The following is a 25,222-nucleotide window of genomic DNA, read 5'->3' on the forward strand; positions in this document are numbered from 1 at the left end:
CTGTGGGTGTGTGTTGGGGGGATCGCGTGGACCAGGGGAAGCTCACGAAGTCGAAATGGTGGAGCCGACCTCAGGGGCGGAAGAGTTTCGGGCCGAGCGAGCCTGATGCTCCGCAGGACACGCCGGGGTCTGACGCGGCGGCCTCTTCCGACGGGGATTTCGAGCTCGCGGCTCCGCGGGGTTCGGCGGAGCCGGACGGGGTCTTCGAGCGCACGGCTCCGGAGGGTCCTTCGGAGCCGGAGGGGGACTCCGAGCTGAGGGCTCCGGAGGGTCCTCCTGAGCCGGACGGGGACTTCGAGCTGAGGGCTCCGGGTGGGAGTTCCGGCACTGTCCCGGTTGCGCCGACGCCCGACGGTGACTTCGAGCTTGCCCCGCCGGAGGCGGTTGCCGCCGAGCCCGTCACGGACCGTCCCGAGCCGCCGCAGGACACCGACGCCAGCTCCACCGACACCCCGCCGTACGGCGTACCGGGCCCCTGGGCGCTCGCCCCGCCGGTCCAGCACCCGGCGGCGACCGTATCCCCGCAGGGCGGCACGTCGACGCGGCCGCCGGACGACCTGCCCGCCCCGGCGGACGACCTGCCCGCCCCGGCGGACGACCTGCCCGCCCCGGCGGACGACCTGCCCGCCCCGCCGGAGAACCTGCCCGCCCCAGCGGAGAACCTGCCCGTCCCGCCGGACGACCTGCCCGCCCCGGCGGACGACACGGCGCCCCCTCCCTCGACCCCCTGGCAGAACTACGACCCCTGGGCCCCCGCCCCCTTCCAACAGACCGGTGCCGCCGCCCCCACCCAGGACCAAGGAAGTCGGCCGACCCGGCAGGCCCTGCTGACCGGGGCCGTCCTGCTCGCGCTCGTGGCCGGCGGGGTCGGAGGGGCCGTAGGGGTGTATCTGGAGCGGAACCGGGTCGAGGGCGGTGTCGTGGAGTTGCCGCAGGCCGGGCGGGAGTCCGGTGAGCGCGCCCCCGGGACGGTCGCCGGGATCGCCGCACGGGCGCTGCCCAGCGTCGTGACCCTGCATGTGCGCGGCACCGGGGAGTCCGGCACCGGAACCGGCTTCGTGCTGGACGGTCTCGGGCACATCCTGACCAACAACCACGTCGTCGAGCCGGCCGGGTCCGACGGGGAGATATCGGTGACCTTCCAGAGCGGGGACACCGCCAAGGCCACGGTCGTGGGGCGGGACAGCGGCTACGACCTCGCCGTCGTCAGGGTGAACGGGGTCCGGGGGCTGCGGCCGCTGCCCCTCGGCAACTCCGACAACGTCCAGGTCGGCGACCCCGTCGTCGCGATCGGCGCCCCCTTCGACCTGGAGGGCACCGTCACCTCCGGCATCATCAGCGCGAAGGAACGGCCCATCACCGCGGGCGGCGAACGCGGGGACGGCAGCGACGTGTCGTACGTCGACGCCCTCCAGACCGACGCGCCCATCAACCCCGGCAACTCCGGCGGCCCCCTGCTCGACTCGCGGGCCAGGGTCGTCGGCATCAACTCCGCGATCCGTTCGGCCGGTCAGGGAATCGGCTCCGAGAGCGGGCAGGCCGGCTCCATAGGCCTCGGTTTCGCGATCCCCGTCAACCAGGCCAAACGGGTCGCGGAAGAGCTGATCAACACCGGTCGGGCGACCCACCCCGTCATCGGGGTCACCCTCGACATGGGCTACACCGGCGACGGCGCCCGCGTGGGGACCACGGGACGGGGTGGCGGACCCGCGGTGAGCAAGGGAGGGCCCGGTGAGAAGGCCGGGCTCAAGGCGGGTGACGTGATCACCGGAGTCGACGGCCGGCCCGTCCACTCCGGTGACGAGCTCATCGTCAGGACCCGTGCCCACCGCCCCGGTGACCTGCTCCGGCTCACCCTGGAGCGGGCCGGCAGGGAGTTCACGGTCACGCTGACCCTTGGTTCCTCGGAGGGCGGCTGACGTACGCCTGACGCTCGCGGATCGACACGAACCTCACAGGGACCGCTGCGGATCCCGCCCCACATGGCAAACATCCCGGAAAACCGTTCACGGACCCGCGCCCGGAGCCCGCGGGACAGTACCGGTCATACGGGAACGGCAGGTACCGTGGTGCTGGCCCGGACCCCAAGGAGCTTCAGGTGTTCAATGACATAGGACCGCTCGAGCTGATCACGCTCGTTGTCCTCGCCGTGCTCGTCTTCGGTCCGGACAAGCTCCCGAAGGTCATCCAGGACGTCATGCGGACCATCCGCAAGATCCGCGAGTTCTCGGAGAGCGCCAAGCAGGACATCCGCTCGGAGCTGGGCCCGGAGTTCAAGGACTTCGAGTTCGAGGACCTCAACCCCAAGACGTTCATCCGCAAGCAGCTGGACAACGACGAACTGGGGCTCAAGGAGATCCGCAACGGCTTCGACCTGAAGAAGGAGATGGCCGAGGTCACCGACGCGGTGCACAGCACCGACACCTCGTCGTCCGCGTCCTCCTCCTCTTCGTCGTCCTCCTCCGGCGGCCGGATCGACATGACCAAGAAGCCCGAGGAGAACGGCAAGGACGACCGTCCGCCCTTCGACGCGGACGCCACCTGAGCCGTACGCCCCCTCACCAGTTGGCGCCTGCCGAGCCCTTCCGCTCGCGGGCGCCGCTCGCTGCCGTACGCCCGACACGTGATGCCGTTGCATCCCGGCACGTGACGTCGTTTCATCCCGGCACGTGACGCGTTTCATAGTCGGCCGACACCCCTGAGGGCCTGATCCCACCCCCGTATGCCTCGCGCGCCAGGGCGGTTTCCCGGCAGCTCGGAGCGGTGTGGATATGCTGCCGAGTTGTTGTGCGGGCCGTACGCGAACCAGCGACGCCGCCCGAAGGGGGGCGGGGCCGGTCCGGTCCGACGAGAGCTAGTAGGAGGCGTCCGGCACATGGAGACGACGAGCGGGACGGTCGCGCAGGCGCCGGCCGCGGAGAGCGGACAGCAGGTCCCCTCCGCCCGGCGCACGGTCGACGGCTACCTTCAGGCGCCCTTCCCCTGGTACGGCCTCGACGAGGCCTTCACGGGACCGCGCTGGCTGATGCAGGTCGGCACCTCGGCCGACGGGGCCGTCGAGCACGGCTCGATCGGACACGGTGACGAGCCCTCCGTGAAGAACGAGGCGGGGTCGACGGGGGAGCCGAAGGAGAAGTTCGCGGTCGTGGTGACCGTCGCCGCGAACCCGTCACGCAGGAGCGCGGACGGCACCGGACTGCTGGAGGCCACCTCGGTCTCCTCCGCCGCCTGGCTGGCCGGGGTGGGCCTGCTGTCCTTCACCTGGCCCGGGCAGATGGACCACTCCCTGCGCGACGACTGGCTGGACCAGCAGACCGAGACGGCCTGGGTCCTGGCGGACGACCTGGAGGGATCCGACTGGTCGACCCTGTCCCTGCCGGTGGACGGCGTGCCCACGCCCTTCCACTACCGGGAGTCGGAGTTCGGCTGGGTCCTCGCGGGCTCCACCCAGGAGGGGGTGCACGTGGGGGCGTACGGGAGAGGGATGAGCGCGTACGGACTCGGGTTCGCGATGATCAAGGACATCTCGGCGTACGAGTAGAAGGACGAAGGGGCACCGCGGACCCGAGCGGTGCCCCACATCTGTCCTGGACGGCGGTCGGAGCGGCCCTACCGGTCTGGCGGCCCTACCGGCCTGGAGGCCCTACCGGTCTGGCGGCCCTACCGGCCTGGCGGCCCTACCGGCCTGGAGGCCCTACCGGTCTGGCGGCCCTACCGGCCTGGCGGCGCTACCGGTCTAGCGGCCCAGTCGCCGCCGTACCCGCCGGACCTGGCGGTTGTCGGCGACCGCGTCGAGCAGTCGACGGCCGGCGCCGGACTCGTGGGCCGGGCCCTCCAGCCGCAGCAGCGCGCCGTCCCGGACGACGGCGTACGCGACCGGGGCGTCGGTCTTCGGGAGCTTGACCGGGTGACGCCCGGTCGGGAGCTTGAGGCGGCCGGGGAGCCGCAGTTCGGCCGTCGTCCCCCCGATCAGCTCGGCCTCCACCGTCAGCGCGGCCACGGTGACCTTGACGCGGGCCGGGGTCCCGCCCGCTGTGGCCGCCACGTACGGCAACGGCAACGACCGCTCACCACGCGCGGTGTTCGCCGCGGCGGCATCGGCCGTGTCGGAACCGAGTCGGCGCTGACGCTGGTCCACGTCGAGGGCGAGCTGGCCGCTGCCGGTCCAGTACGGCAGAGCGAGCCGCCCGCCGGTCAGCGCCGGGCCCGCGGCCGGGGCACCCGGCGTGCCGTCACCGGTCAGGCGGACCATCCGGTCGATGCCCAGCAGCTGGACGAAGGCCCACACGTCGTGCACACCGCGCTCCAACGGCCGCCCACCGGCGAGCCGTTCGGGGTCCAGGCTGAGCCGCCCGGACGCGACGAGCCGCGACCGGCCCGCACCGGCGGGCTCGAGCCGCACCTCCAGGTCTCCCTCCGGGTACCACCAGTCCTCCCGGTCCCGGTCCTTGACGACCAGTTCGGCGTACGCCAGCCGGAACGGGTCGCGGACCTCCCAGCCGTCCTCGGTCCCGGGCACCCCGGCCAGCAGCTCCGGGTCCAGCCACTGCTTCCCGTCCCGCTCGACGAGCACCAGCGGCTCACCGTCCCCGCGGAGCAGCTCCAGCGTGACGTCGGCGACGAGCCGCCCGTCCGCCCACCGCAACTCGCCCACGGTGCTGCGGGCCCTGACCTCACGCACCCGCTCGGCGAGCGCCACGGCCCCGTCGAAGTCCCCGGCCTCCAGCAGCTCGGCCCGCAGCCGCGACACGACGGGCAGGCCCTCGCGTACGGCCGGGGGGAACTCCTCCAACGCCAGCCGTCGAGCCGCCTCGAACCGCTCGCGCTGCTGGGCGGGGTCTTCGCGGAGGATCTCGGGTTCGCGGGCTCGGGAGAGGATCTCGACGTGGTAGTTGCGGTGCAGCAGGCGGTTCTGGAGGGCGTCGATATCGTCCGAGGCCTCGGTGCCGTCCTTGATCTGCCGGACGATGGTGCGGACGTTGTCCCAGAACCCGAACCGGGGGCTGAAGCGGTGCTGGGTGTTGTTGCCGCCGTCGTCCCGCTTCATCCAGTAGTAGCAGGGGTAGTCGGTGAGGACGGAGATCCGTTCCGCCTTCAGGTAGGCCGCGCCGACGAAGAACATGTCCTCGAAGAACCACGGCCCCTCGGGGAACTGGAGCCCGTGCTGCTCGACGAAGGCCCGCCGGAACATCTTGTGCGGCGTCATGCTCTGCATGAGCTCGTCGTTCTCGATCGTGCAGGCGTCCACGGTGTGCCGGAACAGACGTCTGGGCCGCACCATCGTGCTGGACATCTTGCCGAGCACCACGTCGGCGTCATTGCGCTTCGCGTGCTCGTAGAGCCGCTCCAGGGCTTCCGGGCCGAGGGTGTCGTCGTGGTCGACGAACTGGATGTACTCGCCCTTCGCGTGCCGCATGCCCAGGTTGCGCGGTGCTCCCGGCCAGCCGGAGTTGGGCCGGGTGTGCACCTGGACGTTCGGATGCCGGTCCGCGAGCTTCTCCACCCGCGCCAGCGTGTCGTCCGTAGACCCGTCGTCGACGTAGATGACCTCGTACTCGTCGGCGGGCAGACTCTGCCCCAGCAGCGACGGCGCGCACTCGTCGACGTACTTCCCGGTGTTGTAGACGGGGACGACGACGCTGACTTTGACTCTCGGCATTCCACGGACCTTACCTGCCCGTGCCGGCAGTGGTGAGTCGTTCGCCGAGTGAAAGAGCCTATGGGGAAGCCAAGAAATACGCCTGAATGATCGACCGGCAGTCACGAAAAATCTGTGGAAAATTGCGGTGCGCGAAATGGAAGGCCATGGCGAGAGTCAATTGCTGAGCCCCTTCCCCTGGGCTCAATTGGCTTCTGTGGAGCTTGCTTGAGCCATGAACATATCACGACCCCTCTGCGCCCGGAGAGTGAGGATCCTGTGAAGCAATGGCTGGATCAAGGGGGTAGAGATGCTTTCATGGGGCTTTTGCTCCGTTTCCGTTTCAACAGTCCGCTTCCAGTCGATTGCAGTACGTAAGCAGAGATCGTCACAGCCTGTGCAATTCCTGTAGCCCCTCGTTTTCCGTGAAGCCTTGACGCTCTTTATCTCGCTCGTATTTAGTTTCCTCTTACGTCATTCATAGGGTGGTCTTACGTAGGCCTGCCCAAAGGGGAAACAAGGGGTGGAGTGTGCGCACGCGTACACATCTGGCCGGGGGGTTGGCCGTATCGGTCGGCTTGTTCCTGGCCGTGGCGGGGGGCGTGACGTTGACCTCGCCACAGGCGGCGGCAGCCACGTGCACGGCGGGAACGTCGAGCGACTTCAACGGCGACGGAGTGGGCGACCGAGTGATCGCGGACCCCGAGGCCACAGTGAGCGGTGCCAAGCGGGCGGGGCTCGTGCGGGTGGTGCTCGGTGGCGGCAAGGGAGTCTCGGAGATATCCCAGGCCACCGCGGGCATGTCCGCCATACCCGAGGCCGGTGACGGCTTCGGTACCTCCTACGCCGCCTACGACGCCGACGGCGACGGGTGCAGCGACCTGGTGATCGGAACGCCGTACGAGGACGTGGTGAAGGACGGCGTCAATCTCGTCGACGCCGGAGCGGTCTACGTCGTCCACGGCACACCCACCGGCATCGGTGCCGGCTCCACGATCGACGGATACACCCAGGCAGGCCTCGACTCCGCCACCACGACCGAGGCGTACGACTGGTTCGGTTACGCGCTGAAGGCGGGCACGACCGCGAACAGCGTGCCGTACCTGGTCATCGGTGTACCCGGTGAGGGCGTCACCTCGGGCGGTACCACCTACACCGACGCGGGATGCATCGAGTACATCCAGGGGAGCACCAAGGTCTCCCTGAGCCAGAACTCCACCGGTGTTCCCGGCGACGCCGAGGCGAACGACCGGTTCGGCTACTCGCTCTCCGGCACCAACCGCTACTTCGCCGTCGGAGCCCCGGGGGAGAGCGCCGGTGACCTCGAGTTCGCCGGCGGGGTGGCCGTCTTCAACCACACCCTCTCGGGCGGCATGCCGACGCCACTCGTGGGCCTCGGTCAGGACAGCACCGGGATCGGCGGAGCGTCGGAGGCCGGAGACGGGTTCGGAACCTCGATCTCGCTGACCGGCTACCGGCCGAGCGACCAGACGTACAACTCCGACGCGCTCCTGGCCGTGGGCATCCCGGGGGAGGACATCGGCACCACCAAGGACGCCGGCGGCGTCCTCGTGCTCCGCATCCAGCCGTCCGGTGCCTACACCCAGATCACCGCCTTCGACAACAGTGTCGCTGGCCTCGAGGGCGGCGGTGCGTTGGCCGGCGACTTCATGGGGCAGCGTGTGGCCATCGTCAACACGGACTCCAGCGGAGTGACCACCTCGGCCAATGTGCGCCTGGCCGTGGGCGAGCCCGGCAGGGACAAGGCGGCCAAGGACGCCGGCGCCGTCCACGTCTTCCGTCCGCTCGACGCGGACCTCGGAGCGAACGACAAACTCCTCACCCGTGGTTCGGGACTCCCGGGTACGGCGACGGCCCGGGACTACACGGGCGTCGCGGTCGTGGCGGGTACCTCCTACCTCTATGTGGGCGTGCCCTACAGCAAGGAGACGGCCACTTCCAAGGGTGTGCTCTACGTCCTGCCCTGGACGGACGTCGACGGCACGACCAGCACGGGCACCACCACGAACAAGCCGGGATCCGACGGCCTGCCTGACGCGGGCTCGGTCTTCGGGGTGATCGGGTGAACGTCGGATCGAGAAGCAGAAAGCACGGCACGATGAAGACCCGCAGGAGACACCCCCTCATCGCCGCCGCCACCATCGCGGCCCTCCTCACCCCCGGCCTCGGCATCCTCCCCGCCCCCGCCGCCGAGCAGGCTTCCGCCGATGCCAGCGCCTCCACGGGCGACGGCGCGTCCCTCTCTCCGTCCGACGCTCAGGCCAAGGCCAAGAAGTCCGGCAAGGCGGTCGAGATCCAGACGCTGCGCGACGAACGCAGCACCACCGTCGCCAACCCCGACGGGACGTTCACGACCAAGCAGTACGTCCAGCCCGTCCGCACCCGCAAGGACGGCAAGTGGACGGACATCGACACGACTCTGGTCAAGCAGAAGAACGGCACTCTCGCGCCGAAGGCCGCCACCACCGCTATGTCCTTCTCCGGCGGCGGTGACACGACCTTCGCCCAGATCGAGAAGGACGGCCACGGGCTCTCCCTCGACTGGCCGACGAAGCTGCCCAAGCCGAAGGTCGACGGCTCGACCGCCACCTATGCCGACGTCCTGGACGGCGTCGACCTCAAGGTCACCGCCAGTGCGGAGGGCTTCTCGCACATCCTGGTCGTCAAGGACGCCGAGGCGGCCGCCAACCCGGAACTGGCCCAGCTCGAACTCCCCGTCGGCACCGACTCCGTGAACCTCACCCAGGACGCGGACGGCGGCCTCACCGCCAGCGACCCCGGTGCGGGCGGAGCCGTCTTCGAGGCACCGCAGCCGCTGATGTGGGACTCCGCGCACACAGGCGCCTCGGACGCCGCGGACACCGAGGCCGGTGCCGCGGACACCGACTCCGCCACCCCGCCCGACGGCGCCCAGGTGGCCGACGTCGGCCTCGACGTCTCGAACGACACGGTCACCCTCACCCCCGACCGCGACCTGCTCACCGACAAGGACACCGTCTACCCGGTCTACATCGACCCGGCCGTGAAGACCGCCAGCCGCACAGGCTGGGCCATGGTGTCCTCCAACTGGGCGCAGAACTCGTACTGGAAGTTCGACGACGACGAGGGTGTGGGCCGCTGTCCCACGGACGTCTCGGTCCGCTGCGCCGGTTCGAGCGACGTCAAACGCCAGTTCTTCGCCCTGCCCACCGGTTCCTTCGAGGGCAAGGACATCATCAGCGCCGAGTTCGCGGTCACCCTGGTCTTCACCTACAGCTCGTCCGCCCGCGAGGTGCAGCTGGCCCGGGTGAACAGCACCGGTGCCAGCGCAATCAACTCCAAGACGAACTGGGAGAACCAGCCGGGATCCAAGGCGACCATCGACACCAAGTCGCCCACGGCCAACGCCGGTTCGTGCACCTCCACCAACCAGAACGCCGTCTTCAACGCCAAGAGCGCCGTGCAGACCGCGGCCGACAAGGGCTGGGACACGACCACGTTCCGGCTGAAGGCCGGCAGCGAGTCGGAGACCTCGTACTGGAAGCGGTTCTGCGGCAACGCCCTCCTGTCGGTGAAGTACAACCGCCCGCCGCTGGAGCCGGCCCAGTCCGATCTCAACATGAAGCCCGGTGGCAGCTGTGAGTACGGCAAGGCGACCGAACACTACGTCACCAGGGCACCCCGTGTCTCCGCCGTGATCCGGGACTACGACCACGGCGACACAGGCGCCAAATCGGAGATCCTGCAAGCCCAGTTCAAGGTCTGGTGGACCTCCGGCAGCACCACGGTCACCCACTATGCGACGACCGCCAAGGAGTCCACGGTGGACTCCAGCTGGAGTGACCAGACCGGCGTGGCGACCTTCTTCTACACCATCGGGGAAGACATCTCAGGTGACGACCAGCCCGGGTTCAGCATCCCCCCGAACGTCACGGTGGCCTGGGCGGTCCGCGGTTACGACCAGGAGTCGTACGGTGCCTGGTCGACTGAAGGGAACCAGACCCGCTGCGAGTTCATCTACGACTCCAAGAAGCCCGAGTCCGCCGTCGTCACCTCGGCCGAGTACCCGGACGACGACGCCTGGCACGCCGGCGTCGGCGACTACGGCAGCTTCACCATGGACTCGCCGGCCGCTGACGTGACGCAGTACCGCTACTACTTCACCGGTCCGAACGCCAACAGCGCTCAGAAGACGGTGGCGGCCGCCACCTCCGGCGGGCCGGCGACCGTCCGCTGGATGCCGCCGAGCGAGGGCCCGTACACCCTGCACGTGACATCGGTGGACGGTGCCGGTCACGCGCAGGAGACACCCACCGTCCATGTCTTCCAGGTCAGCGACGGTCGCGCGCCCGTGGCCGCCTGGACCCTCGGTGACGCCAAGGGCTCCACCAAGGCGGACGGCAGCGGCAGCACCCCTGACGCGACGGCTGGTTCCGGGGTGACCTTCGGAGACACGGGCCCGCTCGGCTCCACCGACACCGCGGCCACGTTCGACGGTAGCGACAACGCCTACCTCGACGCGGGCAAGCCCGCCGTCGACACCGGCTCCACTTTCTCCGTGAGCGCCTGGGTGAAACTGCCCGCGATCCCCACCGAGAACATGACCGTGGTGAGTCAGGACGGCACCGCCAAGCCCGGCTTCGAGCTCGGCTACGACGTGGACAGCGCCTCCTGGACCTTCCGCATCCCGATCAGCGACATGGAGTCCCTCGGCAGCTGGAAGGTGTCCGGCGCCACGGCCGTCGTCGGCAGCTGGACGCACCTCATCGGGGTCTACGACGACGAACTGGGCAAGCTGATGCTGTACGTCAACGGCGTCCTCGTCGCCGACGACGTCCAGGCCCGGCACACCGTCTGGAGCTCCTCCGGCGCGGTGCAGATCGGTCGCAGGCTGGACCTCGACGGCTACACGGCCCCCCTCAAGGGCAGCGTCGCCGACGTCAAGCTCCACGACCGGGTGGTCCCGCCCGCGGAGGGCCAGGAACTCGGCGGCATCCAGCCGCACCAGCTCGCCTACTGGCAGCTGGACTCTGCGACAGCCGGAGTCTCCCCGGAGACCGGCGGCGGCACCGGGCTGACGCTCGGCGGGAATGCCTCGATCTACACCATCCCGGACGACTCCTGCGACCCCGAGGCCGACCCCGACTGCGCGAGCAAGCCCCCCGCCGAGCCGCTGCGGGGCGACGGCCACCTGGTTCTCGACGGCCTCTCCGGATACGCCACCCGCGCGGCCGCGGGACCGCTCACCGCACAGGACAGCTTCACCCTCACCGCCCGCGCCCGGCTTGCCGCGGCGAACCCGACGGCGGACCAGACGGTGCTCTCGCTGTCCGGTGCCAACGGCACCGCCATCAAGGTCAAGTATTCGGTGGCCGAAGCCCGTTGGCAGCTCGTGGTGACCAGCGGCGACACCGCCGCACCGGTGATCACGAAGGAACTCGACAAGGGTGACGTCCCGAGTTCCACGGGAGCCGGCGACCACCTCGCGCTGGTCTACAACGCGGTCTTCGGTGACGCCCTCCTCTACGTCAACGGTGTCGCCGCGGTGGACGTGGCCTGGGACAACTCCTGGGACTTCAGCACCACGAACCTCCAGGTCGGCCGCGCGCTGACCGGAAAGACGGCGGGCGAGTACTTCTCCGGTGCCGTGGACGAGGTGCGGATGTACCAGGGGCCGCTGGACGCCTCACTGGTGTCACTCGTGGCAGGTCTGCCCGGTGGTTCCAGCGTCGAGGAGAACGCGGCGTAACCACCTCCGTGTGTGGGCGGGCGGCCTCGTTGCCGCCCGCCCGTCTCGACGTGCGCACCACCCCTCCATTCCCCCTACAAGCTAGGAGAGTTGATGTCCTCGCCTCCCTGGTTCCGGTCCCCACGACCGGCCTGGCGAAGCGGTCGCAGACGGGCCGCGATGGTCCTCGGCCTCGCGCTGTCCATAGGGCTGCTGCCGCAATACGCCCCCACCGCCACGGCAGACACCGGCCTTGGCCGCCCGAAGTCGCAGACCGACCTCGACGCCCCGGTGCGCGGCAAGAACGCCACTCCCGAGACGTTCAAGAAGACGGACCAGGCAGAGAAGGCCGCGGTCAGGAAGACGGAGAAGGCGCACTGGCCGGGAGCCGGCAGTGCTGAGGTGCAGCTCACCGGCAAGCCGGCCAAGGCCAAGGGGCTGCCCCTCATCGCGAAGGCGGCCGGCGGCACCAAGGGTGCCGACTCCGTCCGCCTCGAGATGCTGGGTCGTCAGGCCACCGAGGCGGCGGGGGTGGACGGCGTGCTCTTCACCGTCGCCCGCACCGACGGAGGCGGAACCGCCGGACCGGCCAGGATCGCCCTGGACTACTCGGACTTCGCCGACGCCTTCGGCGGTTCCTACGGCTCCCGGCTGCGGCTGGCCACCTACCCCTCCTGTGTCCTGACCACGCCGGAGAGGAAGGCCTGCTCGACCCCGACGTATCTGAAGACGTCGAACGACGAGGCCGGGCAGACGCTGACGGCGACCGTGCAGGCGGCGCGTGACACCTCCGGTCCCGCCACCCAGCTCCTCACGGCCGGCTCCGCCGCCTCCTCGGCCACGGTCGTGGCGGCCACCGCCGGTGGCAGCGGCGACGGCGGTTCCTACAAGGCGACCAGCCTGGCGCAGTCCTCGCAGTGGGGCGTCGACACCAGCTCCGGCGCCTTCACGTGGTCGTATCCGATGACCACCCCGCCAGTCCCCGGCGGCCTCCAGCCGACCGTCGGCCTGAGCTACAACTCCCAGTCCATCGACGGCCAGACGGCGACCACCAACAACCAGGGCTCCTGGATCGGCCAGGGCTTCTCCTACGAACCCGGCTACATCGAGCGCAGCTACAAGTCCTGTGCCGACGACGGTCACGCCGACACCAACGGTGACGAGTGCTGGGCGTTCGACAACGCCACGATCTCGCTCACCGGCGGCAGTTCCGGGCGGCTCGTCAAGGACAAGAGCGGCGAGTGGCGGATCAGCTCCGACGACAACTCCAAGGTCGAGCACCTGACCGGCACCACCAACGGTGACGACAACGGCGAGTACTGGAAGATCACCACCGCCGACGGCACCCAGTACTGGTTCGGCCTCAACCGGCTGCCCGGCTACGCGAGCGGCAACGAGGAGACCGGCTCAACCTGGACCGTCCCCGTCTACGGTGACGACACCGGCGAGCCCTGCTACAACGCGACCTTCGCCGACGCGTACTGCACCCAGGCTTGGCGCTGGAACCTCGACTACGTCGTGGACCCGCACGGGAACGCCCTGTCGTACTTCTACGGCACGGAGACCAACTACTACACGCAGGGCCTGAAGACCACGGAGAACGGCAAGCCGTACATCCGCGGCGGCTACCTCAAGCGCATCGACTACGGCCAGCGTGACAAGCAGGTGTACACCACCAAGCCGGCCGCCCAGGTCGTCTTCACCACGGCCGAGCGCTGCGTGGGCTCCCTGACCGACTGCTCCGCGAGCGCGCTCACCGACGCCACGGCCGCCGACTGGCCGGACGTCCCCTGGGACCAGAACTGCAAGGCGAACACGAAGTGCCCCGGCCAGAACTCGCCGACCTTCTGGACCCGCAAGAAGCTCACCAAGATCACCACGCAGATTCGCACCGGCGACTCGGCCTACACCCCGGTGGACGAGTGGAAACTCACCCACCTCTTCACCGACAACGGTGACGCCTCGAAGTCCCTGTGGCTGAACAAGATCGACCACACGGGCAAGGTCGGAACCGATGCGTCGGTCCCGTCGGTGGAGCTGTACGGCACCCAACTCCCCAACCGTGTCGACGAGTCCGGCGACAACCTGCTGCCCTTCTATCGGTACCGGCTGTCGGGCATCCTCAACGAGAGCGGTGGCGCGCTCAGCGTCAACTACGCCGCCAACCAGTGCACGACGAGCACCGTCCCGGCGGAGGACTCCTCCGTCAAGCGCTGCTTCCCGGTGAAGTGGAATCCGCCGGGCGTCACCGACCCGATCACCGACTGGTTCCACAAGTACGTCGTCGGCTCGGTCGTCCAGACCGACCTGACCGGAGACAACGCCAACCAGGTCACCTCGTACACCTACCTCGGTGACGCGGGCTGGCGGAAGACCCCGGCCGACGGCATCTCCAAGGCCGAGTACCGCACCTGGAGCGACTGGCGCGGCTACGGCAAGGTCCAGGTCGTCACGTCGGCCGGCACCAACTCCGCGTCCAACACCAAGACCGAGCACGTCTACTTCCGCGGCCTCGACGGTGACGTCAACAAGGCCGGCGCCACCCGGTCGGTCAAGGTCACCGACTCCACGGGCGGTTCCTACGACGACTCCGACTGGAAGGCCGGACAGGAGCTGGAGACGATCACCTACAACGGTGACGTCGTCACCGAGAAGTCGGTGACGGTTCCATGGACGGCGGTCACCGCGACCGAGGTCCGGGACTGGGCCACATACCAGGCCCGTTATGTGGCGACCGGGTCGGTGGACACGTACACGGCACTCGCGGCGGGCGGTTGGCGCCACCTCAAGTCGTCCACCACGTACGACGGTTCGACCGGACGCGCGACGATGGTCGACGACGACGGTGAGGTCGGTGTCGCCGACAACCAGTGCACCCGCACCGAGTACGCCGACAGCGCGAGCGCGCACATCTACTCACTCGTCTCCCGCGTGGAGAAGGTCGCCGTCGACTGCGCCTCGACCCCGGACCGGGCCAAGGACGTCATCTCCGACGATCTGACGTACTACGACGGTTCGGCGACGCTGGGCGCGGCCCCGACCAAGGGCGACCCGACGACGACAAAGCGGCTCCAGTCGCACAACGGCACCACGGCGACTTACCAGACGACCGCGGTGACCAACTACGACGACTACGGTCGCCCGAAGGTGGTGAAGGACGCGGAGACGGCGTCGTCGCAGACGCAGTACACGTCCTCGACCGTGTACACGGACACCTACGGCCTGGCGACGAAGGCCGTCGTCACCAACATCGACGGCTGGACGACCTCGACCGAATACGCCCCCGCCTGGGGCCAGCCGACGGCCAAGGTCGACCAGAACGGCCTGCGCACGGACCTGGCCTACGACGGTTTCGGCCGCCTGGTCTCGGTATGGATGCCGGACCGCCCCAAGGCGAACAACTTCACCCCGTCCATCAAGTACGAGTACCTGATCCGCGGCGACGACGGCCCGGCCGCCGTCCACACCCAGAAGATCGAGAACGACGGGACGACGTACGGCAGTGAATGGTCGCTGTACGACGGCTGGTTGAGGCCCCGGCAGGAGCAGACCCAGGGCGAGGGCGGCCGTATGGTCGCCGACACGCTGTACGACGGCTCGGGCCGCGTGGCGCAGGTCAACGACACCTACTTCACCACCAAGGCCCCGTCCTCCGACCTGTTCGACCCGGTCGACGCCGACCTGGACGCCCAGACGGAGACGACGTACGACGGCGCGGGCCGCACGACGGCGTCGATCTTCAAGGTCCAGGGCACGGAGAAGTACCGCACCACGTACACGTACGGCGGCGACCGCGTCACGACCACGCCGCCCAAGGGCGGGGTCAGGACGACGGCGGTCAAGGACGGCCGGGACCGCACGACGACCCAGATCCAGTACCCGACGGACGGCGCAGCCGTCACCACGTCCTACGGTTACAACGCGGCTGGTCTGCTCACGAGGGTGACCGACGACAAGGGCAACAACTGGACTTACACCTATGACCAGCTGGGCCGCAAGAAGACTGCGTCCGACCCCGACGCGGGCTCGTCCTCGTACACCTACGACCTGCTGGACCGTCAGACGTCGGCCACGGTCAACGGCGACAAGACCTCCACGGTCTACGACGAGTTGGGCCGGGTGGCCTCCACCTGGCAGGGCGAGCCGACCACCGGCACCAAACTGTCGGTGTCGAAGTACGACACGGTCTACAAGGGCGAGCTGTACGGCGTCTACACCTACAAGGACGGCGCGGTCTACTCGTCGGTGACCTATCCGACCCTCGATCCCAACAACGACTACGCACCTGTCTCGACCAAGTACTTCCTGTCCAAGACCGCCGAACCGCAGTTGGGCGGGTCGTACGAGTTCGGTGTCGAGTACGACAGGGACGGGGTGGTCGGCAAGCAGACGCTGCCCGCCATCGCTGATCTGCCCGGGGAGTCGCTTGCGAACGTCTACGACGCCCTGCGGCGCCCCGTGGGCCTCAACACCTCCCTCGGCGGCCTGAACTACGTCACGGACGCGTCGTACTCCCCGACGTCGAACCTGGAAACCCTGGAGCTGTCCACCGGTGGGTCGACGGCGAAGAAGACCTGGATCAACAACTACTACGAGGCAGGCACCAGCCGCCTGACCAACTCCTCGGTCCGGGTCGAGGGCGCTTCGGCGGTCGCCTATGACGCCGACTACACCTACGACGCCGCCGGCGACATCCTCTCGATCGCGGACACGCCGTCGGGCGGCACGAGTGACGTGCAGTGCTTCACGTACGACGGTCTCGGCCGGGTCTCCTCGGCCTGGACGTCGTCAGTGGCGTCGAACGGCGCCAAGGGCACGGGCAGCACGGACACCTCCTGCGCGTCGGGTGCCTCGGCATCGACCGTCGGGGGAGTGGCCCCGTACTGGACGGACTACGGCTACGACACACTCGGCAACCGCACCGCCGAGACCCGCCACGGTCTGAACGGCACGGCGACGTCGACCCGCACCTACAAGTACGGCGAAACGGGCTCGGGTCCGAACGGCGGCGCGTCCGGTCCGCACACGGTGTCGTCGGTCACCCAGCAGACCGCGGCGACGAGCACGACCCCGCAGGTGACGTCCCGGGACACCTACGTCTACGACGCCTCGGGCAACACCAACAAGCGCGTCCTGGACGGCGACACCCAGTCGCTGACCTGGGACAAGCAGGGTGAGCTGACGCAGGTCACCAACGCGGACTCGTCGGTGACGACGTACAAATACGACGCGTCCGGTGCCCGCATCCTCCGTGACACCCCGACGGAGAAGACGTTCTATCTCCCCGGCACGGAACTCCACTACGACAAGGCCACCGCCAAGGTCACGGCCACCCGCTACTACACCTTCGCCGGCACGACGGTCGCGATGCGGGAGGCGGACGGTGTCCACTTCCTGGCCTCGGACCACCAGGGCACGGCGGAACTGGCGGTGGACGCGAAGACGGGCACCATCAACCGCCGTCGCATGGACGCCTTCGGCAACGCGCGGGACGAGTCGACATCCTCGGCGTCCGGCTGGGTCAACGACAAGGGCTTCGTGGGCGGTACGGTCCAGAAGTCCACTGGCCTGACGACTCTCGGCGCCCGCGAGTACGACTCGGACACCGGCCGCTTCATCTCGGCCGACCCGATCATCGACTACACCGATCCCCAGCAGATCAACGGTTACGCCTACGCCAACAACAGCCCGGTCTCGAACAGCGACGCGTCGGGCCTGCGTATGGCCGAGTGCGTCGGCGGCTGGAACCAGTGCGGTCCGGGTCCGAAGAAGCACTCGGGCGCGGTCGACAGTGACGGCGACGGCAGGGCGGACACGAGCGCCGGCAACAGCACCTACACGGAGGCCCAGGCCAAGGCCGACATCGCCCGCGACGCGGAGGACTCCGCGAAGCAGAAGGCGATCGCGATCGCCAAGGAACTCGGCAAGATCGCAGCCGACGAACTGGGCATCACGGACGCCCTGGACTGCTTCACAACAGGCAACCTGGCAGCCTGCGGCAACACGGCCCTGAACGTGGTGTCGTCCTTCCTGGGCGGCGGCCCTCTGGCGAAGCTGGCGAAGAAGTACCTGTTCCGCTGGAACAAGGCCGCGGCGCTGGGGAAGCGGATCTGGGGTCTGGGCAAGGACCTGCTGGCCACTTTCCAGGACTGGCGGAAGAGCAGAAAGGCGGCGAAGGCTGCCGAGGACGCCGCGGAGTGCGTGGTCAAGAAGCCGAACAGCTTCACACCCGGAACGCTCGTCCTGATGGCCGATGGCACGACCAAGAAGATCGAAGACGTCGACATCGGCGACGAGGTCCTGGCCACCGACCCGAAGACGGGAAAGACCAAGGCCGAGAAAGTCACCGCCGAGATCAAGGGCAAGGGCCTCAAGCACCTGGTCAAGGTCACGATCGACGTTGACGGCGACAAGGGCGACAAGACGGCCTCGGTTACCGCCACCGACAAACACCCCTTCTGGGTGCCCGAACTCGGCGAGTGGATCAACGCCACAGACCTGCACACCGGAGAGTGGCTGACCACCGCCGCGGGAACCCACGTCCAGATCACCGCGGTGAACCGCCGGACAGCGCTGACGGCAACAGTCCACAACCTCACTGTCGGTGACCTGCACACGTACTATGTGCTGGCGGGCGCTACGTCGGTCCTGGTCCACAACTGTGGCGGATCGCAACCCGGACACTCCGATCTTTGTAAGTGCAAACCTGCGAATCCTCGCAGTGAGGTTGTCCTGGACGCGGACTCGTTCGAACAGGCCAGAAACCAGGCCATGGACATCGTGGGGCCTATCGACACCGGTTCGTGGCAGCGTCGGCAGGGGACGATGGAGTCTGCGGTCGACACCTTCGGTAGGGATACCGGGTTCACCGCGACCAGCGGTGGGGAATATAGGTCGTTCCGCCTGGATACCGACGACCGAATCGGCCCGCACATCAATGTGATGACGGGCAAGGGTGCGTCGGTTAGAAAATGGGCGATAAGGTTCCCTGGTGGGAGCGGGGGTATTTCGACGTGGTTGAGGCGGAACGTGTGACTGACGGTAGTTCTTATGGGAGTCATCCGGAATACCTTCCGGACTTCATGAATGACTCCCGCGACGATGACGGCCGGCAGGTGATGAAGCTGGATCTCGCCGAGAACCGTGCGCTGGCGGCAGCGACGCTGAGCAGATTTCCGGCTGCTACAGGCGACGTGATCGACTTCGAGTCCACTCCGTTCGAAGACCGCGTCTGGTGGGACGACGAGGAGCAGTGGACGATGATGGCGGCGGAGCTGCTTTCCTCTTACGTCCAGCGGGGTGAGCGAATCGCTGTCATCTGGGGCAACTATTTGATGCCGACCGTTACCATGCCTGCGGATGTTGCGGTGCGACATGCGCGGGACATCCTGGACGCCGGGCCGCACTTCTGGATCCACCCGCTTGGCAGTTCGGTGCTCATCGAATGTCTAATGGATGGACAAGTGACGGTCGTGGCGATTCCGTCAAGCTAATTTCAGAACGAGCGATAACGCCCCGCGGGGGAATCGGCGGGGCGTTATCGCTGGTCTCCAACCGTTGTTCGCAGCTAGGCGGCCAAGGGGCAAGATTCGGAATTGCCTGAGTGGGTAACGCGGAGCCGAATACGGTCCGCGAGGCGAAGCCGCCGCGAATTCCAGCATGCTCATGATCCATGACGCCAACCATGTGATGCGCTTCATGGTACGTCAGGCTAGAGGAAAAGCCGGATCAAGGTACTTGTGGATGAAGCCGGACCCGCAAGCCGGTAATATTAGCAGCGAATGATGTGACGACGGTCCACGAGAGGCCTGCAGGAGGAATTCCTGCAGGCCTCTTTCGGTCTGTCAGAACTTGTTCCTAGGCGTGATCCCCAGCGAAAGTCCCGAAAGCCCCCGCTGACGTCCCCCCAGCTTCCCCGCGATCCCTCGCAGCGCAGCCCCCGCCGGGGAGTCCGGGTCGCTCAGTACTACCGGCTTGCCCTCGTCGCCGCCCTCGCGGAGGCGGACGTCGATCGGGATGGAGCCGAGGACCGGGACCGTGGCGCCGGTCGTGCGGGTGAGGCCGTCCGCGACCGTCTGGCCGCCGCCCGTGCCGAAGACGTCCACCATCTCGCCGCAGTGCGGGCAGGGGAGGCCGGACATGTTCTCCACCACGCCGACGATCTTCTGGTGGGTCTGGACCGCGATGGAGCCGGCGCGCTCGGCGACCTCCGCCGCCGCCTGCTGCGGGGTCGTCACGACCAGGATCTCGGCATTGGGGACGAGCTGGGCGACCGAGATCGCGATGTCGCCGGTGCCCGGGGGCAGGTCCAGGAGCAGGACGTCCAGGTCGCCCCAGTACACGTCCGCCAGGAACTGCTGAAGCGCGCGGTGGAGCATCGGGCCCCGCCACACCACCGGCGCGTTGCCCGGGGTGAACATGCCGATCGAGATGACCTTCACGCCGTTCGCCGACGGCGGCATGATCATGTTCTCGACCTGGGTCGGGCTGCCGTCCGCGCCGAGCATGCGCGGCACCGAGTGGCCGTAGATGTCGGCGTCGACCACGCCCACCTTGAGGCCGTCGGCCGCCATCGCCGCCGCCAGGTTCACCGTGACCGAGGACTTGCCGACGCCGCCCTTGCCGGAGGCGACCGCGTAGACGCGGGTCAGGGAGCCGGGCTTGGCGAACGGGACCTCGCGCTCGGTCTGGCCGCCGCGCAGGGCCGTCGCCAGCTCCTTGCGCTGCTCGTCGCTCATCACGTCCAGCGTGACGTCGACGCGCGTGACGCCCTCGACCGCCGCGACCGCGTCCGTCACGCGCTGCGTGATCGTCTCGCGCATCGGGCAGCCGGAGACCGTCAGGTACACGGTGACCGCGACCGCCCCGTCCGCCCCGATCTCGACCGACTTGACCATCCCGAGTTCCGTGATGGGCCGGTTGATCTCGGGGTCGTTCACCGTCGCCAGTGCCTCGCGCACCGCGTCTTCGCTAGCCATACAGACGATGGTACGGCGCCGTGCGGGGCCCCCTGCACGGTCATCAACGGTCGTCTACGTCACGTCCCGACGGCCGATCCGACCGTTCTGCCGGGAATAGGGCATGCCCGTCGTGCTGGCGTGCCTCCAGCTCCTTCATCAGGTCCTGGAGCTCCGAGCGGATCCAGTCGCGGGTCGCCACCTCCCCGAGACCGATCCGCAGCGCGGCGATCTCCCGGGTCAGGTACTCGGTGTCCGCGATCGACCGCTCGTTCTGCTTGCGGTCCTGCTCCAGGTTGACCCGGTCCCGGTCGTCCTGCCGGTTCTGCGCGAGCAGGATCAGCGGGGCGGCGTAGGAGGCCTGGAGGGAGAGCATCAGCGTGAGGAAGATGAACGGGTAGTTGTCGAAGCGCAGGTCGCCGGGCGCGAAGATGTTCCACAGCACCCACGCGATGATGACGACCGTCATCCAGACGATGAACCGGCCGGTGCCGAGGAACCGGGCGATCCGTTCGGACAGGCGTCCGAATGCCTCCGGGTCCCATTCGGGCAGCAGCCTGCGCCGCGGCGGACGCGGCTGGTCGAGGCGGGCGCGGGTGCGGCTCGCCGCGGTGGCCCCGGCCGGCCCGCCGCGCTCGCGGTTCGAGCTCTCTCGCTCAGGCGTCATGGTGGGCCGCCCCCTCCGCGTCGAACTCCGTCTCCCGCCAGTCCTCGGGCAGCATGTGGTCGAGTACGTCGTCCACGGTGACCGCACCGAGCAGCGAACCCGAGTCGTCGACCACGGGGGCCGCGACCATGTCGTACGTCGCGAAGAACCCGGCGATGACCGGCAGGGTCGCGTCCGGGTCGAGGGCCTGGAGGTCGTCGTCCACGAGCGAGCTGACCAGGGTGTACGGGGGGTCGCGCAGCAGCCGCTGGAAGTGGACCGTGCCGAGGTACTTGCCGGTCGGGGTCTCGTCCGGTGCCCGGCACACGTACACCTGGGCGGCGAGCGCGGGGGAGAGGTCGGGGTTGCGGACGCGGGCGAGCGCGTCGGCGACGGTCGCGTCGGGCCGTAGGACGATCGGCTCGGTCGTCATCAGACCGCCGGCCGTGTGCTCCTCGTAGGCCATCAGGCGCCGCATGTCGGCCGCGTCCCCCGGCTGCATCAGGCTCAGCAGCCGCTCCTGCTCCTCCGTGGGCAGCTCGGAGAGCAGGTCGGCCGCGTCGTCGGGGTCCATGGCCTCCAGGACGTCGGCGGCCCGTTCCTCCTTCAGCTTGCCGAGGATCTCGATCTGGTCGTCCTCCGGGAGTTCCTCCAGGACGTCGGCCAGGCGGTCGTCGTCGAGGGCGGCCGCCACCTCGGCGCGCCGCTTGGCGGAGAGGTGGTGCAGGACATTGGCGAGGTCGGCCGCGCGCAGCTGCTCGAAGGTGGCCAGCAGGCTCTCGGCGCCCTGTCCCTGCTCCTCCAGCGTGAAGCCGGTGACCGCGGACCACTCGACGGTCAGCGCCTCGCCCTTGCGCCGGAACGCCCCGCCCTTGCCGCCCTTGCGGACGAAGACCCGGTCGATCTCCCAGTCCCGGCGGGCCGGCAGCTGCTGCACCGAGATGTCGAGGACGGTGACCTGCTCGTCGGACTCGACCAGGGTCACCCGCCGGTCCAGCAGTTCGCCGAAGACCAGGCGCTCGGTGGGCCGTTGCTCGAAGCGGCGGACGTTGAGCACACCGGTGGTGATGACCTGACCGGACTCGATGCTCGTCACCCGGGTCATGGGCAGGAAGATGCGGCGCCTGGTGGACAGTTCGACGACCAGGCCGAGCACCCGGGGCGGCCTGCGCCCGACGCGCAGTACGACGACCATGTCGCGCACCCTGCCCACCTGGTCGCCGTTGGGATCGAAGACGGCGACACCGGCGAGGTGCGAGACGAAGATCCGGGGGGCTCCCGCTGCCATGGCTGTGCTTCCTTTGCGTACGGGGTGATTCGTTCGACGTTCCTTGTCCGGATTGCCCGCTCGGGAGGGCTTAAGGCTAGCCCGTACCGATCGGATACGCCCTGGTGAGGGGTCCGGACGGTCCGGCTCCGCCCGGGGGCCCGAGCCCCGGTACGCTGCCGTACCACGCTGAAGGACCGTCGTCGGAGAGGCAGCCCCACCTGTGACCGCGATCGCCCGGGACCGAACCCGCAGGACCGTACTGGCGGGCGCGGTGTGCGCCCTGGTGGTGACGGGCACGGGGCTCACGGGATGCAGCGAGGACCCCGACGCGGGCACCAACGGGGTGGGCAAACTGCCCGCCGAGCAGATCCAGGCGAAGACCCGGGCGGCCGCCGGCGCGGCCGACGCACTGCGCCTGTCCGGGAACGTGGTCACCAGCGGGCGTACGTACAAGCTCGACATGCGCCTGAGCGCCGCCGGCGGCTCCGGCTCGGTCACCGCCGAGGGAGCCACCTTCCAGCTGCTGCGGATCGGCGAGAAGCTGTATCTGAAGGCCGACGCGGGCTTCTGGGCCCAGGAGGACGGCAAGGGCGACGACACCGACGCGGCCGCCGACAAGCTCGACGGCAAGTACGTGAAGGTGCCGTCGGGCGACCCGGCGTACAAGAAGTTCAGCGGTTTCACGGACAAGGACGTTCTCCTCGACGGGCTTCTGACGCTGCACGGCAGTCTGGACACCGACGGCCACCACGAGCAGGCGGGTACCCGCACGATCCGCATCACGGGCGACAAGGGCGACGGAGGCACGCTGGACGTCTCCCTGGAGGGGCAGCCGTACCCGCTGCGCCTGGCCCGCGCGGGCGGCGCGGGCACGCTGACCTTCTCGGCCTGGGGCAAGGACTTCCCCCTGACCGAGCCGGCGAAGGGCGAGACGGTGGACTACGGCAAGCAGTTGCCGACGTCCTAGCCGCGCGGGGCGGCCGACGACCCGGACAAGCGGCTCAGCCGCGTTTGCGGCGCTTCAGGAGCAGCCGGGGCAGCCCGGCCGGGATCGGTTCTCGTGTGGTCGCCGGTGTCGGCAGGGGCGGTTCGGCCAGGTCGCCGTCGGGCAGCGAGCCCACGACCCCGGTCGGCTCCAGCCGCAGCACCCGGCACTCACGCGCCCAACGCTCCGTCATCGCCTCGCCGTCCGGGGCGTTCAGCCGCTTGCCCTTCAGTTCGCCGACCGCCGCCTCCCACGCCTCGGACCCCGGCGCCAGCTCCACGACCCGGGCCGCCCAGGAGACCAGCCGGCCCCCCTTGTCCTTGCTGCGGACGGTCACCTCGGCGGTGCCCGAGTCGACAAGACCCGGCAGCGGCTGCTCCCCGGGCCCGTCGCCGACCAGGCAGGCGGCGCCCGCGTGCCACACGTGCCACAGCGCGCGAGCCGGGGCGCCGGGCCCCTGGACCCAGACGAGGCCGGACTTCTTGGTGGCCTCTTCCACGAGGGCGCGGTCGAGCAGCTCGCTGGTCATGGCGCCCACTCTAGAGCCAGCCGTTGCGCTTGAGGGTGCGGTGGATGCCCAGGCAGATGACACCGGTGATCGCCATGATCACGGGGTAGCCGAACCGCCAGTGCGTCTCCGGCATGTAGTCGAAGTTCATGCCGTAGACCCCGCACACCATCGTCGGTACGGCGACGATCGCGGCCCAGGACGTGATCTTCCGCATGTCCTCGTTCTGGGCGACGGACGCCTGCGCGAGGTTGGCCTGGAGGATCGAGTTGAGGAGCTCGTCGAAGCCGAGGACCTGCTCCTGGACCCGGACGAGGTGGTCGGCGACATCGCGGAAGTACTTCTGGATGTCGGGGTCCACGAGCCGCATCGGCCGCTCGCTGAGCAGCTGCATGGGCCGCAGCAGCGGGGCCACGGCCCGCTTGAACTCCAGCACCTCGCGCTTGAGCTGGTAGATCCGCGCCGAGTCGACACCGCGCGACACCTTGCCGCCGCGACCCGGGGTGAACACCTCGGTCTCCACCTCGTCGATGTCGTCCTGCACCGCGTCGGCGACCGCCACATAGCCGTCGACGACGTGGTCGGCGATGGAGTGCAGCACCGCCGAGGGGCCCTTGGCGAGCAGCTCCGGGTCGTCCTGGAGGCGGTGGCGCAGCGCCCTGAGGGAGCCCTGGCCGCCGTGCCGGACGGTGATGAAGAAGTCCCGGCCGGTGAAGCACATGACCTCGCCGGTCTCGACGATCTCGCTGTTGGCGGTGAGTTCGTCGTGCTCGACGTAGTGGATGGTCTTGAACACGGTGAACAGGGAGTCGTCGTAGCGCTCCAGCTTGGGCCGCTGGTGGGCCTGTACGGCGTCCTCGACGGCGAGCGGGTGGAGCCCGAACTCGCTTGCGATGCCGGAGAATTCGGCCTCGCTCGGCTCGTGCAGCCCGATCCACACGAACCCGCCGTCCCGGCGCACCTGGCGCATCGCCTCGTGCGGGCTCAGCTGGCAGTCGGTCTCCACACGTCGGCCGTCGCGGTAGACCGCGCAGTCGACGACGGCGGAGGGAGTCGAGGGGTCGCGCGTCGCGTCGTACGCGCCGTTGTCCTTGCGCAGCGAGGGACGCGACGGGCGCACGGCGGCACGCAGGTCACGGATCATCGACATGGCAGGCTCCTTCGTGACGGGCAACAAAGGGCCCCGGCGACGGGTGGAACTACCCGGAATGAGGACGTCCTGCAAGGGGTCCCCGCCCTTGAGGCAGGGAAGGGTGTTTGGCACGTCCACAAAGCGGGGAGCACCGCACCATCGCGGTGGCGGACTTCGTTACTGACTCAGCTACTGCTGGCGATCAGAGTGATCAAAGTGATCAGGCAAAACGAACGAAGTGCTCTTCCGCACGAAGACGCGAACGTGAGAGGCGGCGGTTGCCGAACGTCACAGGGCTGCATCAGCGGCCGGAAGAACGAGTGGTACTACCAGGTCGACTTCGATCCATGACAGCCCC

Annotated in this window: 14 protein-coding genes; 8 read left to right on the forward strand and 6 right to left on the reverse strand. The window is 68.9% G+C overall.

What is annotated here, in order from left to right; translation table 11 throughout:
- Positions 1-26: 26 nt before the first annotated feature.
- From AQJ54_RS46000 to AQJ54_RS03465, 3 genes are all read left to right on the forward strand, one after another.
- Positions 27-1,919, forward strand: a complete 1,893-nt coding sequence (locus tag AQJ54_RS46000; protein ID WP_062233778.1) for a S1C family serine protease — start codon at positions 27-29, stop codon at positions 1,917-1,919.
- A 179-nt stretch (positions 1,920-2,098) separates the two neighbouring features.
- Positions 2,099-2,545 carry a sec-independent translocase gene (locus AQJ54_RS03460; RefSeq protein WP_062024002.1) on the forward strand — a complete coding sequence of 149 codons (447 nt, stop codon included), beginning with the start codon at positions 2,099-2,101 and terminating at the stop codon, positions 2,543-2,545.
- A 330-nt stretch (positions 2,546-2,875) separates the two neighbouring features.
- On the forward strand, positions 2,876-3,541 hold the full coding sequence (locus tag AQJ54_RS03465) for a hypothetical protein (RefSeq protein WP_020136764.1): 666 nt from the start codon (positions 2,876-2,878) through the stop codon (positions 3,539-3,541).
- A gap of 195 nt (positions 3,542-3,736) precedes the next feature.
- On the opposite strand, the gene AQJ54_RS03470 is transcribed toward AQJ54_RS03465, so the two are convergent.
- Positions 3,737-5,659, reverse strand: a complete 1,923-nt coding sequence (locus tag AQJ54_RS03470; protein WP_062233781.1) for a glycosyltransferase family 2 protein — start codon at positions 5,657-5,659, stop codon at positions 3,737-3,739.
- 509 nt (positions 5,660-6,168) lie between these two features.
- Between AQJ54_RS03470 and AQJ54_RS03475 the strand changes: the two genes are divergently transcribed.
- The 4 genes from AQJ54_RS03475 to AQJ54_RS03490 all read left to right on the forward strand — a co-directional run bounded on the left by AQJ54_RS03475 (position 6,169) and on the right by AQJ54_RS03490 (position 18,859).
- Positions 6,169-7,725 carry an FG-GAP repeat protein gene (locus AQJ54_RS03475; protein ID WP_248845291.1) on the forward strand — a complete coding sequence of 519 codons (1,557 nt, stop codon included), beginning with the start codon at positions 6,169-6,171 and terminating at the stop codon, positions 7,723-7,725.
- A gap of 32 nt (positions 7,726-7,757) precedes the next feature.
- Positions 7,758-11,387 (forward strand): LamG domain-containing protein, encoded by a 3,630-nt coding sequence (locus AQJ54_RS03480; RefSeq protein ID WP_062233784.1) that lies wholly within the window; start codon positions 7,758-7,760, stop codon positions 11,385-11,387.
- A 159-nt stretch (positions 11,388-11,546) separates the two neighbouring features.
- The gene (locus AQJ54_RS03485; protein WP_428843772.1) at positions 11,547-18,401 is read left to right on the forward strand and encodes a polymorphic toxin-type HINT domain-containing protein; all 6,855 of its coding nucleotides are present in this window, start codon (positions 11,547-11,549) and stop codon (positions 18,399-18,401) included.
- Complete coding sequence (locus tag AQJ54_RS03490) at positions 18,380-18,859, forward strand: hypothetical protein (protein ID WP_062233789.1); 480 nt, start codon at positions 18,380-18,382, stop codon at positions 18,857-18,859. The genes AQJ54_RS03485 and AQJ54_RS03490 overlap by 22 nt, the downstream gene beginning before the upstream one ends.
- Positions 18,860-19,210: 351 nt before the next feature.
- Here the strand turns inward: AQJ54_RS03490 and AQJ54_RS03495 are convergent, their stop codons facing one another.
- Genes AQJ54_RS03495 through AQJ54_RS03505 form a run of 3 tightly spaced genes read right to left on the reverse strand, consistent with a single transcriptional unit; the run spans position 19,211 to position 22,257 of the window.
- A complete protein-coding gene (locus tag AQJ54_RS03495; protein WP_062024005.1) occupies positions 19,211-20,344 on the reverse strand; it encodes an Mrp/NBP35 family ATP-binding protein in 1,134 nt (377 codons plus the stop codon).
- Positions 20,345-20,387: 43 nt separating this feature from the next.
- The gene (locus AQJ54_RS03500; RefSeq protein WP_062024006.1) at positions 20,388-20,990 is read right to left on the reverse strand and encodes a DUF1003 domain-containing protein; all 603 of its coding nucleotides are present in this window, start codon (positions 20,988-20,990) and stop codon (positions 20,388-20,390) included.
- Complete coding sequence (locus tag AQJ54_RS03505) at positions 20,980-22,257, reverse strand: magnesium transporter MgtE N-terminal domain-containing protein (protein WP_062024007.1); 1,278 nt, start codon at positions 22,255-22,257, stop codon at positions 20,980-20,982. Before AQJ54_RS03505 ends, AQJ54_RS03500 begins: the two co-directional genes overlap by 11 nt.
- Positions 22,258-22,459: 202 nt before the next feature.
- Between AQJ54_RS03505 and AQJ54_RS03510 the strand changes: the two genes are divergently transcribed.
- Entirely contained in the window at positions 22,460-23,206 is a 747-nt protein-coding gene (locus AQJ54_RS03510; protein ID WP_062233793.1) for a hypothetical protein, read from the forward strand.
- 34 nt (positions 23,207-23,240) lie between these two features.
- Here AQJ54_RS03510 and AQJ54_RS03515 read toward each other — a convergent pair whose 3' ends face one another.
- Both AQJ54_RS03515 and AQJ54_RS03520 read right to left on the reverse strand, forming a co-directional pair.
- Positions 23,241-23,753 carry a hypothetical protein gene (locus tag AQJ54_RS03515; RefSeq protein ID WP_062233797.1) on the reverse strand — a complete coding sequence of 171 codons (513 nt, stop codon included), beginning with the start codon at positions 23,751-23,753 and terminating at the stop codon, positions 23,241-23,243.
- A gap of 10 nt (positions 23,754-23,763) precedes the next feature.
- Positions 23,764-24,882, reverse strand: coding sequence for a magnesium and cobalt transport protein CorA (locus AQJ54_RS03520; protein ID WP_062024010.1), 1,119 nt, complete (start codon positions 24,880-24,882; stop codon positions 23,764-23,766).
- Positions 24,883-25,222 lie beyond the last annotated feature (340 nt).

The organism is Streptomyces griseorubiginosus, assembly GCF_001514195.1.
Lineage (GTDB): Bacteria > Actinomycetota > Actinomycetes > Streptomycetales > Streptomycetaceae > Streptomyces > Streptomyces griseorubiginosus.